We start from the raw sequence: 12,493 nt of genomic DNA, 5'->3' as shown, positions 1-12,493 counted from the left end.
GCGATAAAATTCGCGTCAGGCAGGCCTAAAGGGTCCTGTCTTTTTTTGTTTTGAAAATAACTTCGACATATTTCTCGGGAAATAATCATTAGAAATATTTTTACTAATGATTATTTCAAACCAAATTAAATAACACAACATTCAATCAGTTTGGGATATTTGAGCATATATTTGTACTCGGACAAATAAGTATATACAAACTGTATTTAAAAAGAGAGTGTTTGAGGTGAGGAATCGTTGATCGAGACTGTATATTCAGTAATATATTTGTTCATCTACTGAAAAATGGATCGTAATTAATATATAGCCTTTTGCTACTTATTCCCCTGTTGCGCATGTTGCTGATGGACAATGTACCCAAGAGCATACTAACTTTATTATAAAAAGACGAGTCTCATTTCACACTCCTCTCATCCAATTCAAGGAGGGCGAGTGGTGTGCACGATTACATCAAAGAGCGAACGATCAAGATAGGCAGGTATATCGTGGAGACAAGAAAAACGGTTCGTGTTATTGCCAAGGAATTTGGCGTATCTAAAAGTACAGTTCATAAAGATTTAACAGAGCGATTACCGGAGATCAATCCTGATTTGGCCTATGAGGTTAAAAACATTTTGGACTATCATAAGTCAATTAGACATTTACGTGGAGGAGAAGCAACAAAACAAAAGTATAGAAGAAAAGAGGTTGAAGGTGAACCAGTAAAATAGTCCAACATGTTAAGAAGGCGATAACCCGCCTTCTTTTTTATGGATAAAAAAATTAAGTTCTGTTATTAGAAAAAATGTCAATCTTTTTTACTAGCTTCATTCCTTTTTATAGCATGAATATGGTAAAATAAACAATTAGGGAAATCAATAACTATGACTTTAGACATATGAAAAAAATGATAAATAAGAAAATTGTGAAAGTAGGGGTTTTTTGATGTTTGCAAAGGATATCGGAATTGATTTAGGGACTGCGAATGTGTTAATACACGTAAAAGGACAAGGGATTGTTTTAAATGAGCCATCAGTTGTAGCAATTGATCGAAATACAAATAAAGTTTTGGCAGTGGGGGAAGAGGCAAGGAAAATGGTTGGTCGTACGCCAGGAAATATCGTGGCAATCCGCCCTTTAAAAGACGGTGTCATTGCTGATTTTGATGTGACAGAAGCAATGTTAAAGCACTTTATCAATAAATTAAATGTAAAGGGTTTTTTATCAAAACCACGTATTTTAATTTGTTGTCCGACTAATATTACGAGCGTAGAGCAAAAAGCAATAAGGGAAGCAGCAGAAAAAAGTGGTGGTAAAAAGATTTATCTTGAAGAAGAACCGAAAGTTGCAGCTATAGGCGCTGGCATGGATATATTTGAACCAAGCGGAAATATGGTTGTTGATATCGGAGGAGGAACGACAGATGTAGCTGTATTATCAATGGGCGATATTGTAACTTCCTCATCCATTAAAATGGCTGGAGATAACTTTGACAACGAAATTTTGAACTATGTGAAAAAAGAGTACAAGCTATTGATTGGTGAAAGAACATCTGAAAATATCAAAATTAATATTGGTACTGTTTTCCCTGGAGCACGTAACGAAGAAATGGAAATCCGCGGACGCGATATGGTGAGTGGACTGCCGAGAACGATAACTGTTTATTCTAAAGAAATAGAAGCGGCACTTCGTGAATCTGTGGATGTTATTGTACAGGCTGCGAAGAATGTCTTAGAAAAAACGCCACCAGAACTATCTGCTGATATTATCGATCGTGGGGTAATCATAACAGGTGGCGGCGCGCTTCTGCATGGTATTGATCAATTATTAGCGGAAGAATTAAAAGTTCCTGTTCTAGTAGCGGAACAACCAATGGATTCTGTTGCGATTGGAACTGGTATCATGCTTGAAAACATGGATAGGATTGCACGTCGAAATTTCGTATAAACGTAAACTTCATAGTCTTTAATCAAAAAAAGATAGGATTTCCTAAGAAATCCTAATAACAGACCGATATATAAAGAAGTATGTAATACAGGAGGAAAAATACTGTGTTGCTTGAACGAACAATTGTATTGAGGTGATTGAATGTTACGAGGTTTTTATACAGCAGCTTCAGGGATGTATGCCCAACAACGTAAAACAGATTTGCTGACAAATAATATGGCTAATGTAAATACAGCGGGATTTAAGGAAGATCAAGCTGCTATCCGGGCATTTCCAGAAATGCTTCTTAGCCGTTTCGAAACTTCTACAAATGGTAATAAAAATGCTAAACAAGTTGGTTCCATTAATACAGGAGTATATATGCAGGAAACCATTCCTCGTTTTGTCCAAGGAGACCAAAGACAAACGGATCTCCTAACAGACTTGGCGCTTACAGATACAGCTGGTGATCCTGTGTTTTTCACTGTGGAAAATGGAGATGAGACTAAATATACACGAAATGGAAGATTTACAATTGATGCAGAGGGCTTACTGACGACGGATGGTGGTTGGCCAGTGCTTGACGAGAATGGTAATCGGATTACGTTAAATAGTGATCAATTTACCGTCGATCGTAATGGCAATATTGAAGAAAACGGGGAGCAAGTTGCCCGACTTGGTATCGTGACAACGGAAAATCCAGAAGCATTAATAAAAGAAGGAAATGGATTGTTCCGTACAGAAGACGGGATACCATTGGATATTGCTAATGCTTATAGCGTCTCACAAGGTTTTATCGAAGGCTCTACAGTAGATCCCTCGAGGACAATGACAGAGATGCTTACGGCTTACAGAGCATTCGAAGCGAATCAAAAAATTCTTCAAGCCTACGATCGCAGTATGGAAAAAACAGTGAATGAAGTTGGCAGAGTGAATGGTTAATATGCCAAGAATTGCTAATAATAAGGAGACAGGCATATGACAAGATCTATGACAACTGCAGTCAATACAATCGGTCAATTACAAAAACAATTTGATGCCATCAGCAATAACATAGCTAATGCACAAACAAATGGCTATAAAAAAAGAGATGTATCTTTTTCTGAAATGGTTTATCAACATGTGAATAACCAACCAACAGAAGAAAAAGAGGTTGGTCGTCTTACTCCGTTTGGCATTCGCCAGGGTGTAGGTGCTAAAATCTCAAAATCAGTCATGGTATTGCAGCAAGGAGCAATAAAAAATACAGATCGACCGCTTGATTTAGCTTTTACAGAAGAAAATCAATTTTTAAAAATTCGCGTCCAAGAAAATGATCAATCTGCTATTCGTTTTACAAGGAATGGAGCATTGTATCTCGCACCGACGGGAAATAATGAAATGATGCTTGTAACTGAAGAAGGTCATCCAGTACTAGATGAACAAAATAATAATATTATTTTCTCAGATCAATATAAGTCATTTACTATTTTTAACAATGGTGTTTTTCAAGCTCAAGCTGATAATGGCCAACAGGTGACATCTAACCTAGGCATAGTGGCGATGAACAAACCGCAGTTTATGGAGCAAAAGGGAAGTAATTTACTCGGACTTCCAGAGAACTTACAGCCTGGCGTCGATCCTGCACTTATTTATACGGAATTGGCTGGAGCTGGGCGAAATCAGGTTTCTGTTCAGCAAGGAGCACTCGAAGCTTCAAATGTGGACTTGAGTAAAGAAATGACGGAAATGGTAAACGTGCAAAGAGCTTTGCAATTTCAATCTAAGTCAATATCCTTATCAGATCAAATGATGGGACTTGTAAACGGCATTCGCTAAAATGTGGTATGATATGATAAAATCAAAATTGATGAGTGATCAATAGTTTCAATCCTAGTTTGATAGTTAGTATGTCAAAGTTGGATTAAAGGAGTTTATCATATGGTGGCTAAACAAATCAGCCAAGCAGCTGTTCAAACAAGAGAAAAATTGAATAAGAAGAAACTACCAGCAAAGATAAAAAAGGAAACGAAAATATCGAAACGGATTAGGATCAGACTGATTCCGATTTGGCTTCGTGTTTTTCTGATTATAATATTAACAGTACTAAGTCTTGTTGCGGGAATAATGGTAGGCTATGGTGTGCTAGGAGATGGCAAGCCTAAAGATGCTTTGCAAAAAACAACATGGACGCATATTATTGACTTAGTTACTGAGAAAAAATAAGGAAGTGAAAGTCTTCCTTATTTTTGTTTGATTTATAGTTCTTCTACTCATAAATGTGATAGCGCAACCATCACATTTATGTGTTATATTACTGTATAGCTGAAAGGCTATCTGGGCTCACAAGATTTGGGTAGATGGTGAATGCAGCAGTTTTGTTTTACTGACCGGCGCTTTCATACTTTTTAAATTTTATTCTGGAGGTTTTACATATGCTTGATATTCAGCAAATTAAAGAAATTATTCCACACCGTTATCCTTTTTTATTGATTGACAAAATCACTGAAGTTGAAGAAGGAAAAAAGGCAGTAGGGCTTAAGAATGTAACTGCTAATGAAGAATTCTTTAACGGTCATTTTCCAGATTATCCTGTTATGCCAGGCGTACTGATTGTTGAGGCATTGGCACAAGTAGGAGCTGTAGCTATGCTTATCAAAGAAGAAAATCGCGGTAAATTAGCATTTTTTGCTGGTATCGATAAATGCCGATTTAAACGTCAAGTAAAACCAGGAGATCAACTACGCCTCGAAGTAGAAATTATTCGTATTAAAGGGCCTATTGGTAAAGGTAAAGCTGTAGCAACAGTTGATGGAGAAACTGTATGTGAAGCAGAAATTACTTTTGCTCTTGAAAAATAATGACAATGCAAAAAACATCCTCTTTGGGCTATATATTATGTCCAAAGAGGATGTTTTTATTTTTCTGTTCGTTTTAATGAACCGTACGTTTTATATAATGTCCTTGTGAGGAATATGGAAAAGCGGGGTAATATTTTTGACAGCAAAATAGGCGTAATTCATCGCTTTTTTAGATTTACAATATTGTGCTGGATTAACTTATACACAGCCGCAGCGACGATTTTTACATTGAATCTTTTATAGCTAATAAAAATTATGATTATAGTGCAAGTAGCAAACAGTTGCAATTGTATATCTAAAAAAAGTATTGGAAAAAAAATTTCTATACCTATTTTCCTCTAGCTTTAGTGCTTCTATCATTTATTTTTCCACTTTCGAAAATTTAATGGTGTATTTTGGCGAATTGGGGAAAGCTAATAACAGACCTTACAAGGTCCAAAAAACAGGATAATCGACTAAAAAAAACCACGACATGTGGCACAGTCGATATGACCACATCATGTTCATGTGGGCCTAAATCTGAAAGGAGCTTACCTAATGAATGTAAAAGTAACAAAATTAATCGGTGGAGCAGCCATTGCTTCCATGCTACTTGTAGGTTGTGCAAATAATAACGAGGAGCCACCGCCCCCAGCTAATGATAATGAAGTGATAGAAGACAATGGCGTCAACGATAACAATGGTGTCAACGATAACAACGGTGTAAATGATGATAATAACGATGTGATGGATGAAGGTACTACAAATGATAACAATGATATAATGGATGAAGGTACTACAAATGACACCAACATGGATGATACTAACATAAATGGCAACGATTTAGATAATGACAAAAACAAAGACAAAAATAGATAAAGGTAAGAGTTTTATCTTGCTTTTATAATTTCTATTCATTTTAAAGCCCGACTAATTTAATTATTAGAAACGGGCTTTTTTTCCTTCATTCCTTTTTTGAATTCCTGAATGAGATCTTCCCCGCTGTAGCCATCTTTAATTAAATTATTGAGGAGGAGTTCGGAATACTCATTGCGACGCCTATTTAGTTTACCTTCAAATAAGACAGAGATATGAGTATCCAACCGTTTAACCGTATTAACTTTCACCGTAAATGTAGCTGGATCATTTGCTGCATGAGTAATGATCACTCTAATTTTGAAGTCTTCATTGCTTTCGCGTTTTTGCTGAAATAAAGCTTCATATTTTTTATCAATAAAAGATTCAATAATCCACATACCATCTTCATTTTCTTTATTAATGATTAAACCATCTGTTAATGGGAGATCCTGAGCTCCTGTCGATCCAAGAACCTGCAGAGCAACAACTTTAAAGGTCTTCACTTTAGAATGCCTCCTCATACACTTTTAAAAATTATAACATAGCATAGGCATTCATTAAAAAAATTTTAGCAACAAAGTTTTCTATGAATGATAAAAGGTTGGAAATAAGAAAAGCTGCCTATAAAATTCGATTTCTATCAAATTTTATGATTAGAAAAAGGATTTTGCCGATTTTACAGTGAAAAAAACTTGTAATAATATGTAGATACATCGCAAAAAAGGAGTGAAAAAATGATCAATCAAGTGACACTGGTGGGCCGAATGACGAAAGATCCAGAATTACGCTATACAGTGGAGGGAAAGGCTGTATTAAACATCACACTAGCCTTAAATCGCCACTATCGCAATACGCAAGGTGAAATGAATGCTGATTTTGTTTTATGTACATTGTGGAACAAAACAGCTGAAAACACAGCAAAGTATTGTGAGAAAGGATCCATTATTGGCATCATAGGAAAAATCCAAACAAGAAATTATGAAGATCAAACTGGAAAGAGGGTGTATGTTACAGAAGTTTTAGCAGACTCAGTGAAATTTATGGGCGGACGTCCTGCAGAAGAAAAAGAACCACAACCAATGTAAAGTATGTAAGGAGGTGAACAAATGAAAACAAATATCCGTAATGACTCGATGGAAATCCTTATAAGCGACCTCATATTCAAGCTTGGCAAGGCCAATCAGCAGATGCATTTATTATCCCAACGGGTAGTGCAGCTTGAACAACATCTTCATGGATACACCACAGACCAATTCACACTATCACATAATACAAATCTCAAAAAACAGATGATCGCACAGTAATAATAAACTTCTCCTAACTGTGCATTCCAAAAAGCAGCCTCGCCTCATTCCTCATTAGAAAAAAAGACCAGCTGCCCAGCTGGTCTTTTTTTGAACTATACCTTATATATTTACATAAATGAAACGAATGAGTTTTTCGGCAGTATGACAATCAATGTCAATATGCTTTGAGTAATCAATATACTGATTAGCCTCTGTAAGCGATTTAATTAATCGTTCCCCATTCGTGTGAAGTATGGAGCCCAACGCAAATGTTCAGGCAACCATGTAGATGGCAAAAGCAATGGATCCTCAAGTAATCCATCTACTTCCTTCTCACAAATCCCCCTCAAAAGAAAGTCCATTTTCAAATCTTCAAGTTCCCGAAAAAATAAGTCGTTTCGTTCTTTCAAAGAAAGTAAAAACAAAGCAAGTTCCTTATTATTTGGCGAGAATTCAAGCAATTTATTCTTAATAGAAGTTTCGCTCATAAAGCTTCCCCTTCCAATAAATTGTGGATGTTATTGATTTGAAATAGCCAGTAAATCCGCTGTTTGGCCAGTAAATATCTGAGTGGCTAGCAAATCCGCTGATTGGCCAGTAAATTAACTGAGCGGCCAGTAAATCTGCTGAGTGGCCAGTAAATTAGCTGAGCAGCCAGTAAATCCGCTGAGCGGCCAGTAAATCCACTGAGCGGCCAGTAAATCTGCTGAGTGGCCAGTAAATCTGCTGAGCGGCCAGTAAATCCACTGAGCAGCCAGTAAATCCGCTGACCGGCCAGTAAATTAGCTGAACAGCCAGTAAATCCGCTGAGCGGCCAGTGAATCTGCTGAGTGGCCAGTAAATCTGCTGAGCAGCCAGTAAATCCGCTGATTGGCCAGTAAATTAGCTGAGCGGCCAGTAAATCAGATGAGTGGCTAGCAAATCCACTGAGTGACTAAAAATAAGCCCGGTAACACCTGCTTCATTGCGGGGATGCTCTTTCTACCTATGCAAGAGCGAGCAGGCTGTGTAGCTCATCGTTTGAGAGTTCAGTAACCCATTGATCACTTTTAATGATCTCGTCATTTAGTGACTGTTTTTTCTCTAGCATTAAATCAATTTTTTCTTCAAGTGTGCCTGTTGAAATAAATTTATGAACGTGTACAAAGCGATTTTGTCCGATTCGGTATGCACGGTCTGTTGCTTGGTTTTCAACGGCAGGATTCCACCAACGGTCGTAATGTATAACATGGTTTGCAGCAGTTAAATTCAGTCCAGTACCGCCTGCTTTTAGTGAGAGCAGGAAGAATGGGAATTCGCCGTTTTGAAAACGGGCGACATAATTATCTCGCTGTGCTTTTGGCATGCTCCCATTTAAAAAAGGTACCTGAATGTCAAAGCGTTCTTGTAAAACGGTGCGGATCATTTCGCCCATTCCGAGATATTGCGTGAAAATGATACAACCTTCTCCAGCTTCCATGATTGAATCAGCAAGCTCGATTAATGTCCCCATTTTATTTGAGCGCATCTCCACATCGCTAGGTCCTTCTTCTTTTAAATAAAGCGCAGGATGATTACATAATTGTTTTAACTTATTCAACATTTGTAATATTAATCCCTTCCTCTCGAAAGAGGATAGTGTTTCTATTTTACTGAAAGTATCTTGAACCAGATCTTCATATAAAGCAGCCTGTTCAGCAGTTAAGGAGCAATATTCCTTCTGCTCCAGCTTATCTGGTAAGTTTAATTCCACTTCGGGATCTTTCTTCGTTCTTCTTAGCAAAAATGGTTTAATCAATTGCTGTAATTCGCGAATCTTTGCTTCATCGCTATCTTTTTCAATAGAGGCGATATATTTTTTTTGAAATTGCCCGAAAGTACCTAAATAGCCATGATTAATAAAGTCAAAAAGCGACCAAAGTTCGGAAAGACGATTTTCCATTGGCGTCCCGGTCAAGGCAATATGGTGCTGCCCTTTGAGTTTGCGAATCGCTCTTGATTGTTTCGTTTCGGCATTTTTGATATTTTGGGCTTCATCAAGAGCAATAGTACTCCAATCAATAGAATCGAACTCATCAAAATCAAGATGTGTGAGTCCAAAGCTAGTTAATACAACATCTGCTTTTTGAACCGTTTTGGAAAAGTCGTCGCCTTTTGGTCTAGTACTACCGTAATGTAAAACTACGTTTAAATCGGGGGCGAAGCGTTCAAGTTCACGTTGCCAATTTCCAAGCACAGAAGTTGGACAAATAATTAATGCAGGAGCTTTTTTCGGATTGATCTTTTTAACATGTAAAAGATATGCGATAAGCTGAATGGTTTTTCCAAGTCCCATATCATCAGCCAAGCAGGCACCGAAACCGAACTGTCGCAAGAAAGCAAGCCAGTTTAAACCAAGCTGTTGGTATGGTCGAAGTTCTCCAACTAACTCTTTTGGAACAGGAGTTTCAGGAATTTCTGTAATACCATTTAACTGACGAAGCATCTTTTTCAGCGACTGATTTAGTTCTATCTTCACTTGTGCAAAAGCGCGCGGATCAAAGAGATCCTCTTCGATAGATTGTTCGTCTTCTTCGAGACCAAGTGAAAAGATATCTTGAACACGTAAACCTTCTTTTTTTGCTTGTTGCATTAATCCTTGAATATGGGCAATCATTTTTGGATCAAGCTTTACCCAACGACCGCGAATTTTAATCAACCTGCGCTGATCATCCACAAGCTCTTGAAATTCATCTTCAGAAAAATCCGTTCCATTCATCGAAAGACGCCAATCAAAATCGAGCATGGCATTCAGCCCGACAAATGAAGGCCGATAATTAGTACCTGATTGTTTTACTCTAGCCTTCACAGCCATATTGGCCTCGCGCATTGCTTCCCACCATGAAGGTAATAAAATTTCAAATCCAAGTGCGATCAATTTTCCACTCGCATCTGTGAGGAAATCCCAAGCGGAAGGTTCGTCTAATTCATGTGTCAATCCATTATCTGTTTTAAGCCAAGGGAATAATCTTTGCCAACGTTCTTGCTCTGCTTCAATCATTGGTAAATAGGAATCCCAGCGTTTTGGCAATTTGGTTAAAGTATGGACTTTGTCTGGCTTTTTCAAATCACGTAACACCGTTTCTAATATCCAAGGTTGATCATCTTCATCAGGCTCAGTTAACCGAAGACCAATAGAAAAAGGAAGATTGTTTTCTGACATCTCTGTCCATTCGCTCCAGCGTGCTTCATCAAAGTAACTTTCTAGTTCAGCAGCAGTGAGAGGACTTTCTTTTAACATTTTTAGCTTTTCCGTAAGCGTTTCGCCTTCCATTCCTTGTTGTAAATGGGATGACAATGCATTGTGATAAAATGTCGAGACGAATTCTTTCATCGTGTCCTTATGAAATGGTTGGCTCCAAAAGGATGGTGCAAATTCATCCCAAACAATGTCAGGTACCTTCCAAAGAAAAGCTTCTTCCGTGTCATCCGTAAATATTGGGAGCCATTTTCCTTCTTGAATGGCCTCCAGCATGGGAGATGCGACAGCAAGCAGCGCATCGCCAGGTTCACACCAATTCCAATCGATGAGAGAGCTGAAGTTTTCGTGACCTAATAGCGTCAGCAGTGTATAGCTATCAACTTGAATTCCAGTTCCGCCGTCTAATGGGAGGGGAGTTTCTTCAATAAAAGCACCGTGAAAACTTTCTTCATGCCATAGAAAAAGCTGAGGTTTCCACTCCGCTGGTTCAATCAGGTTAGAATGGTCATCAAGAACGTATAAGATAAATTCTCCTGTAGATAAAGGAATAATATGGAGGTTAAATATATCAAGATTCATCATTGATTAACTTTCCTTTCCTGCATTCTTCTTGAAATGCACGGAGGCGCTTTGTTCTCCGCTGTAGCTCGGCAAAATACAGTTCCCATTGTGGCATTTTCTTTTCTTTTTTATACAGCTTTTGCAGTCTTTTTAAATAGCGGACAGCCTTCTTATAAGAATCTCGACTGCGATGTTTAAGAAGCCCTGTAATCGTTTCATGATAAAGAGGGCGTAAAGCACCAGGGTCATGCTTAGCGACAATATCAACTGTATGACGATCAATATATTCAAGATTATTATCTGTAAACACTTGTAGTTCAACCCATTTTCTGAACTCCTGCTTGTCGAGTAAATAGGCAATGTATTGAAAGCGACTATGTGGTAGAAGCTGAATATAAATTTTTTCTAATAAGCTAGGGTCTAATTTCATCGCTGTATCACTATCTAATACTTGAAATAAGGAGCGAGTAAACTGTGCTTGCTCATAATTTCTAGATAAAGTGGAGATATAAGCAATTATTTGCGTAATAAAAGCGGGTAAATAGACAGTCATTCTTTTTTTCGAACGTTCCGCCTGTAGCAGTTTTAACCAACGCAATGCGAAAGGTGCTATGTCCGGACCTAATTGTGAAATATGGTCTAAAGCCCATTCGTCATTTTCAAGTAAAATGGCAAGATGTATGGCAGCAATTTCAATTCGGGAATCATTGTTTGAAGCTGAGAGCTTGTGCAGTCGCTCTTGTTCAGTGAGCCGATCTCGTTTATTTTTAAACAAGAAAGTCCACAGCTTCATATACATATCAGTGAATTCAGTTGAAAACATTGTTTCTTCCTCTAATAATGTCGCACTTTTTTCACGTAAATAATGAAAATATTCATCAAAAGCAAAAGGTGAAGCAGTTGTTGCTAATTTTGTTAATGCTTCTTCTGCTTCTTCCAGCATTTGTTGGATGAAAGCACTAACATGTCGATGTTTTCCCGGCTCATTGCTCATAGCGTTAATTACTTTTAAAGATTCATACGCTGCAAACAACTGGAAGAGGGGCTTCCATTCACGTTCTACAGGTGCAAATCCAAGTAACCGACGATAGCAAACACGTGCCCAATCTTCTAGTTGATAAAAGTTTTTCTCGGAAACATGATGGTAGGCCTCACGGATGCGTGTTAGCCATTGCTCGGGGCCTGTTTCATCATAGGATTGTTCCGTCTTTAGTAAATCCGAGCCACGTTGCAATGTGGATAACACATCATTCACTTGCCAGCGATCTTTCCATTCTTGCATCCATAAAAAGATGCTTTGGGTTCGGCTAAGTACATTGAAAAATAAAGCAATTTGATGTTTGCAGATGTTAGGTGTTGGACAAGTACAAGTACTATCAACCATGTTTTCAAACACAAGTTCAACCTTAACCGGCGTAACATCTCTCACTTTTGCTTCAACCTTACCATTGGAAAATTTCACACCATAAACAAGCTGTTGACGAAAGAGGATCATCCCTTTTTGCACAAGTTTTTGATGTGCATCTGTTCGTGGATCAAGGATGCTCTGGAGTTCTTCGCTATATAATTTTATGTGGTCTAACAATTGTCTGTTATACATATTTAAAAACCTCCAAAACATTATTATAGCGCTATTTAGTATGGAATGTCACTATCAGGAGCAAATGAAATATTTTGGAGGCAATAAAGACAACAGAAGAAAGGTGCAAACACCTTGCATATCACTAAAATTTAGATTGGAATATAGATTAATTTGAGGAATCGAAGAAGGAGATTATGAGCACTGGCTAGGTATACTATGTTCTATTGTGGTTGATGCATCATAAAAAAGGACATATTAAAAC

At 37.8% G+C, this 12,493-nt stretch carries 13 protein-coding genes; 9 read left to right on the top strand and 4 right to left on the bottom strand.

All coding sequences use genetic code 11. The annotated features are described in order from the left end of the window. Positions 1–437 precede the first annotated feature (437 nt). The 7 genes from spoIIID to MHB53_RS13830 all read left to right on the top strand — a co-directional run bounded on the left by spoIIID (position 438) and on the right by MHB53_RS13830 (position 5,603). Positions 438–710 carry a sporulation transcriptional regulator SpoIIID gene (spoIIID, locus tag MHB53_RS13860; protein ID WP_340919311.1) on the top strand — a complete coding sequence of 91 codons (273 nt, stop codon included), beginning with the start codon at positions 438–440 and terminating at the stop codon, positions 708–710. Between the two features lie 214 nt (positions 711–924). After that, positions 925–1,926 carry a rod shape-determining protein gene (locus MHB53_RS13855; protein ID WP_340919309.1) on the top strand — a complete coding sequence of 334 codons (1,002 nt, stop codon included), beginning with the start codon at positions 925–927 and terminating at the stop codon, positions 1,924–1,926. 141 nt (positions 1,927–2,067) lie between these two features. Beyond that, the gene (locus MHB53_RS13850) at positions 2,068–2,847 is read left to right on the top strand and encodes a flagellar hook-basal body protein (protein WP_340919306.1); all 780 of its coding nucleotides are present in this window, start codon (positions 2,068–2,070) and stop codon (positions 2,845–2,847) included. 36 nt (positions 2,848–2,883) lie between these two features. Beyond that, positions 2,884–3,723, top strand: a complete 840-nt coding sequence (locus MHB53_RS13845; RefSeq protein ID WP_340919305.1) for a flagellar hook-basal body protein — start codon at positions 2,884–2,886, stop codon at positions 3,721–3,723. Positions 3,724–3,825: 102 nt separating this feature from the next. Beyond that, positions 3,826–4,110 (top strand): DNA-directed RNA polymerase subunit beta, encoded by a 285-nt coding sequence (locus MHB53_RS13840; protein WP_340919302.1) that lies wholly within the window; start codon positions 3,826–3,828, stop codon positions 4,108–4,110. Between the two features lie 209 nt (positions 4,111–4,319). After that, entirely contained in the window at positions 4,320–4,745 is a 426-nt protein-coding gene (fabZ, locus tag MHB53_RS13835) for a 3-hydroxyacyl-ACP dehydratase FabZ (protein WP_340919300.1), read from the top strand. Positions 4,746–5,282: 537 nt separating this feature from the next. Then, complete coding sequence (locus MHB53_RS13830; protein ID WP_340919298.1) at positions 5,283–5,603, top strand: hypothetical protein; 321 nt, start codon at positions 5,283–5,285, stop codon at positions 5,601–5,603. A gap of 56 nt (positions 5,604–5,659) precedes the next feature. Here MHB53_RS13830 and MHB53_RS13825 read toward each other — a convergent pair whose 3' ends face one another. Continuing rightward, positions 5,660–6,085, bottom strand: coding sequence for a YwpF-like family protein (locus MHB53_RS13825; protein WP_340919296.1), 426 nt, complete (start codon positions 6,083–6,085; stop codon positions 5,660–5,662). Between the two features lie 231 nt (positions 6,086–6,316). On the opposite strand from MHB53_RS13825, the gene ssb reads away from it, so the two are divergent. Both ssb and MHB53_RS13815 read left to right on the top strand, forming a co-directional pair. Continuing rightward, positions 6,317–6,667 (top strand): single-stranded DNA-binding protein, encoded by a 351-nt coding sequence (gene ssb, locus MHB53_RS13820; RefSeq protein ID WP_340919293.1) that lies wholly within the window; start codon positions 6,317–6,319, stop codon positions 6,665–6,667. A 21-nt stretch (positions 6,668–6,688) separates the two neighbouring features. Continuing rightward, a complete protein-coding gene (locus tag MHB53_RS13815; RefSeq protein WP_340919292.1) occupies positions 6,689–6,886 on the top strand; it encodes a hypothetical protein in 198 nt (65 codons plus the stop codon). Positions 6,887–7,095: 209 nt separating this feature from the next. On the opposite strand, the gene MHB53_RS13810 is transcribed toward MHB53_RS13815, so the two are convergent. From MHB53_RS13810 to MHB53_RS13800, 3 genes are all read right to left on the bottom strand, one after another. Beyond that, a complete protein-coding gene (locus MHB53_RS13810; RefSeq protein ID WP_340919290.1) occupies positions 7,096–7,356 on the bottom strand; it encodes a hypothetical protein in 261 nt (86 codons plus the stop codon). 497 nt (positions 7,357–7,853) lie between these two features. Further along, positions 7,854–10,667, bottom strand: coding sequence for a DEAD/DEAH box helicase (locus MHB53_RS13805; protein WP_340924715.1), 2,814 nt, complete (start codon positions 10,665–10,667; stop codon positions 7,854–7,856). Then, on the bottom strand, positions 10,657–12,249 hold the full coding sequence (locus MHB53_RS13800) for an SWIM zinc finger family protein (protein WP_340919287.1): 1,593 nt from the start codon (positions 12,247–12,249) through the stop codon (positions 10,657–10,659). Before MHB53_RS13800 ends, MHB53_RS13805 begins: the two co-directional genes overlap by 11 nt. Positions 12,250–12,493: the final 244 nt, after the last annotated feature.

The sequence above is a fragment of the Bacillus sp. FSL K6-3431 genome (assembly GCF_038002605.1).
Taxonomy (GTDB): domain Bacteria; phylum Bacillota; class Bacilli; order Bacillales; family Bacillaceae_C; genus Lederbergia.
The sequence above is the reverse complement of the archived record's forward strand: the minus strand, read 5'-3'. Positions and strand labels throughout refer to the sequence as shown.

Bases quoted from the DNA above. Each gene is read 5' to 3' on its own strand.
- MHB53_RS13855 (WP_340919309.1), top strand. From the start codon at position 925: ATGTTTGCAAAGGATATCGGAATTGATTTAGGGACTGCGAATGTGTTA.
- MHB53_RS13850 (WP_340919306.1), top strand. From the start codon at position 2,068: ATGTTACGAGGTTTTTATACAGCAGCTTCAGGGATGTATGCCCAACAA.
- MHB53_RS13845 (WP_340919305.1), top strand. From the start codon at position 2,884: ATGACAAGATCTATGACAACTGCAGTCAATACAATCGGTCAATTACAA.
- MHB53_RS13840 (WP_340919302.1), top strand. From the start codon at position 3,826: ATGGTGGCTAAACAAATCAGCCAAGCAGCTGTTCAAACAAGAGAAAAA.
- fabZ (WP_340919300.1), top strand. From the start codon at position 4,320: ATGCTTGATATTCAGCAAATTAAAGAAATTATTCCACACCGTTATCCT.
- MHB53_RS13830 (WP_340919298.1), top strand. From the start codon at position 5,283: ATGAATGTAAAAGTAACAAAATTAATCGGTGGAGCAGCCATTGCTTCC.
- ssb (WP_340919293.1), top strand. From the start codon at position 6,317: ATGATCAATCAAGTGACACTGGTGGGCCGAATGACGAAAGATCCAGAA.
- MHB53_RS13815 (WP_340919292.1), top strand. From the start codon at position 6,689: ATGAAAACAAATATCCGTAATGACTCGATGGAAATCCTTATAAGCGAC.
- MHB53_RS13810 (WP_340919290.1), bottom strand. From the start codon at position 7,356: ATGAGCGAAACTTCTATTAAGAATAAATTGCTTGAATTCTCGCCAAAT.
- MHB53_RS13805 (WP_340924715.1), bottom strand. From the start codon at position 10,667: ATGAATCTTGATATATTTAACCTCCATATTATTCCTTTATCTACAGGA.
- MHB53_RS13800 (WP_340919287.1), bottom strand. From the start codon at position 12,249: ATGTATAACAGACAATTGTTAGACCACATAAAATTATATAGCGAAGAA.